This window comes from Streptomyces capoamus, assembly GCF_014654935.1.
Lineage (GTDB): Bacteria > Actinomycetota > Actinomycetes > Streptomycetales > Streptomycetaceae > Streptomyces > Streptomyces capoamus.
Genome location: NZ_BNBF01000031.1, coordinates 288 through 3,947, shown reverse-complemented (window position 1 = coordinate 3,947; position 3,660 = coordinate 288). Strand labels below are relative to the sequence as shown.

Here is a 3,660-nt window from a genome sequence, read left to right as displayed (position 1 = left end):
TTCGAGAATCACCATGAAATGGTGCAATGCGGGCAAGAGGGCATTTCAAATTGCGGAACCTTCGAGCCTTGGAGACGCGTGAAGGCCCCTGAAAGCCTCCAGGAACGATTTGAGTGCCCAGGAATGAAATCACATGCCGAAACCCGGAGAGAAAGTCAGGTACCATGATGTCCGCGCGGCGGACGCATCCATAGATTCGTTAGGGTGGGGTTCGGCGGGTAGATAAAGCAAGAGACCGCCCCCCTGGCTGGGAGGCGGCTCCTGGTGGGTGATGGCCCGACTGGGGCTATCGCTTCGTGATCACGTCCCACAGGCAAGTGAAGAGCGTGACCATGAAGGTCCAGTAGTCCCAGTTCGGGCCGTTGTCTTCGTCTCCCACGGGTGTATCACCTGCTTCCGGCGTGACCGGAGGGCTTTCCTCCGGTCATATGACCCGGAGGGGTGCGGCAGATGGACACTTCGGGAAACGCCCGAGGGAATTGTACGGGGTTTCGGGGTGCCCGCCCGACCCTCCCGTAAGGGCAAACCTGAGCAACGTCCTTCATTTCGGGCAGAATTCAGAGATCAAGCCTTCATCGGTCCCTCGTTCGGGTGAATTTCGTCTTGCGCGGGTGCATTTCGTCGTTCTTTTCAGTACCGGTGTGCGCGGCTGCCGCACCCTGACCGCCCGCCTTGCCCGGTGAACTGGGAGATGTCGGCCGCCATCGCCCGGAGTAGCCCGGTTACGCCCAGCGCATCCCGATCGCGGACAGCTGCTCCACCCGCTCCGGCGACAGCGTGGCGGCCCTGCTTCGCTGGTTTCCGATCCATGCACCAAGTCGGAGCTGTCGCTCCTCCTGATCCTGGCCGTTACGCCCCTTCCCGTCGCCGACGACGATGGTCTCGATGTGCTTGCGCGGCACCCGCAGGTGTCCCTCACGTTCGTAGAACTGCCGGGCGGCCGCGTAGTTCATCACCCACTTGTCGGCCTGCGTACGGCGCGGCTGGGGCTTTTCGTCCTCGGTCGCCGGCTCGATCCCCAGGACCTGCTCGCACATCCACTGCTGCACGGTGGTGAGGTTGTCCCAGCCGAGCCGGACTGAGCGCACCCACCGGCCAAGGTCCTCACCCTGGTGCACGACCTCGCCTGGCTCCATGGGCAGCTCGCCGCTGGCCTTCAGGTGGAGCCGGGCGAGGTGGAAGCAGCGCTGCCACTCCACCGGCCAGGCCGGGCACCAGGCCGGGTCGATGTCCTCCAGCTGCTCGCGCCGCTCGTCCGACAGCGCCCCGACCGACGACTCCACGGGCAGGCCCTCGGCGCGCCGCTGCTCGATCTCGGCCGCCTTCCGGGCGGCGGCCCGCGCGTTCTTCAGCCAGATACCCACCCGGTAGCCCTGGTAGGTGGCGTCCAGCGGGGCCAGGAGGTGGCCCGCCTCTGCTGCCCACCCGCGCGCTGCCGCGAGACCTTCCTCCCACGCGACGTCGAAGTGGCTCCAGACCATGCCCAGCTTCTCAAGCTGCTCGACGCGGTCGGCGTCCATGTCGCCGCGGGCGTAGAACCGCCGGGCATCGGCGATCCATTGCCCGAGCGGGAAGTTCGCGAGCGAGGCCGGCCACCCCTCGGCTTCCGCCGCCTGGTCGTCGCGGCAGGGCACGCGATACGTGAACGGGACCTTGAGGTCGCCGTGCTCGCGGGCGTAGATGACGGCGGCTTCGATGCCGCGCCGCCAGTGCTCGTGCTCGGGGTTGAGGACCCGCAGGTTGATGAACGCGGCCAGCTGCGCCGGGTCGCGTGGCGTGCTGAACTTCAGCAGCTTCCGGGCCGGGGCCGACGGGCCGTCGGACCCGTTCCCCTCGCCCCGCTCCTGGCCCTGCGCGGCCTTCTGGACGGGCGTGTAGGCGCTGGGGGCCTGCTGCTGCGCCAACTGCTCCACTACCCGGGCGTCGTGCGCCCTGAGCGCCTCCAGCAGCTTCGCCAGTCCGCCGAACGCCCGGGACGTGAGCATGTTGTCCGCCGTCTCGCCCGGCCCGAGCAGGACCGGCACCACGAGCGAGGCCACCTTGCCCTCGCCCGGCTGCATCCGCAACGCGCGGCCCACGGCCTGGACGAGGTCCGGCATCGAGCCGCGCACATCCGCCCAGTACACGGAGTCGCAGTTCTTGGTGTCGACGCCCTCGCCCAGCACCTTCACCGAGCCCAGGAAGCCCTTCTCCACCACCGTGCCGTCCGTGGCGATCCCGGACGCGAACTCCCCGAGAACCCGCCGCCGATGGTTGGGCTTGTGCTCGCCGCATAGCCAGTCCGCCCAGATCGTGCGCGGGTACAGCTCGGGGTCGGCGGCGTGCAGCTGCGCGGCGACGTCGGGAAGGCCGGCCGCGAACGCCTCGGCCTCCTTCACCACGTGGTGGAAGACGAGCGTCCTGCGGAAGCCTTCCTCCGAGGACGCCTTGAGCAGCGCGGTCTGGAGCGCGGCGAGCCGGGCCCCGCGGACCTCGTCCGAGCGGCCCTCAGCGCCCAGGAGCTGCGCGGCTTGGAGCTGCGTGTCGGTGATGTCCACGCACACCACCTGGTAGGGGGCGCAGATTCCCCGGTCGATCGCTTCCGAGAGGGTCAGCGTGAACGCCCGGCTGCCGAACGGCCCGTCGGGGTCGTCCTCCATGCTCGCCACCAGCTCACCCGGCGCGCCCTGATCGGCGTCCTCGTCCAGCTGCCACAGTCGGGGTGTGGCGGTCATGTACAGGCGGCGCAGGGACGGGATGCGGGTGTTGTCGTGGACGACTGCCCACGGCTTACCCAGCCGACCCGACGTCCGGTGCGCCTCATCGACCACGATCAGGTCCCAGCCCGGAAGGCCGGCCTTGTGCGCGCGCTCCAGCGTGCCGAGCCCGAGGGAGGCGTACGTGGCGAACACGGTGACCTTGTCGAACGGCCGCACCCAGTCGACCAGTTCCTCCACGTCCGTGGTGTTGGGGAAGGTCACGTCCTCCCCCCGCAGCGAGGAGACCCCGATCATCGGGCCTGTACGGCCCGCCTCGCGCCACGCGGCCTCGGTCTGGGTGAGTAGATCCAGCGAGGGGACGAGCACCAGCACACGACCCGCACGGAGCTTCTCCGCGCTACGGGCCGCGACTCGGGTCTTGCCGGACCCGGTCGCCATGATCACCTGAGTCCGGAGCCCCCTCTCGGGCGCAAGCGATCTTGCAGGCAATTCGAGGGCACGGACAACCGTATCAACGGCTTCCTGCTGCGCTGCATCACGCTGATCGGTTCGGCTTGTGGACATATCCGTCTGCCTTCTCCTGGACTTTTAGCTAGGCCGGAAACGGGAAACCTGCACGTAGATGGCGTGCGATCGGCTACGGTGAACCTCACCGGAACCGGGTCACAGCCTGGGACCAGTAACCGGAAGCGTGATCGGAAATCGGTCCAGCTCCCTTAATAGGTGGTCCTGTCTGAGTCCAGAGTTTATCTTGTGTTTTAAGTGAAGCACTCGGAACGTGGAAAGTCCCTCGAATGTGGCTCAATTCTGTTACTGCTGCCTTATGGCCACCCCAAAAGCAGCCTGACAGTCAGTTAACTCGGCCTCATGTCCCTGTGTTCAGCCTCTCACTCTCCCGACTGGCCCGTCACCCCTCCCTCTCCTCGCTGCTCGGGCCGAAGGCCCGTGGCCGCACCGCGCA

The 3,660-nt window shown here is 67.4% G+C and carries 1 protein-coding gene; it reads right to left on the bottom strand.

The features are described 5' to 3' along the window. Window positions 1-722: 722 nt before the first annotated feature. A complete protein-coding gene (locus IE312_RS33280) occupies window positions 723-3,263 on the bottom strand; it encodes a DEAD/DEAH box helicase (RefSeq protein ID WP_189985956.1) in 2,541 nt (846 codons plus the stop codon). Between the last annotated feature and the right edge of the window lie 397 nt (window positions 3,264-3,660).

What these genes read in the sequence shown, in the direction of transcription:
- IE312_RS33280 (WP_189985956.1), bottom strand. Translation starts at nt 3,263, where the DNA reads ATGTCCACAAGCCGAACCGATCAGCGTGATGCAGCGCAGCAGGAAGCC.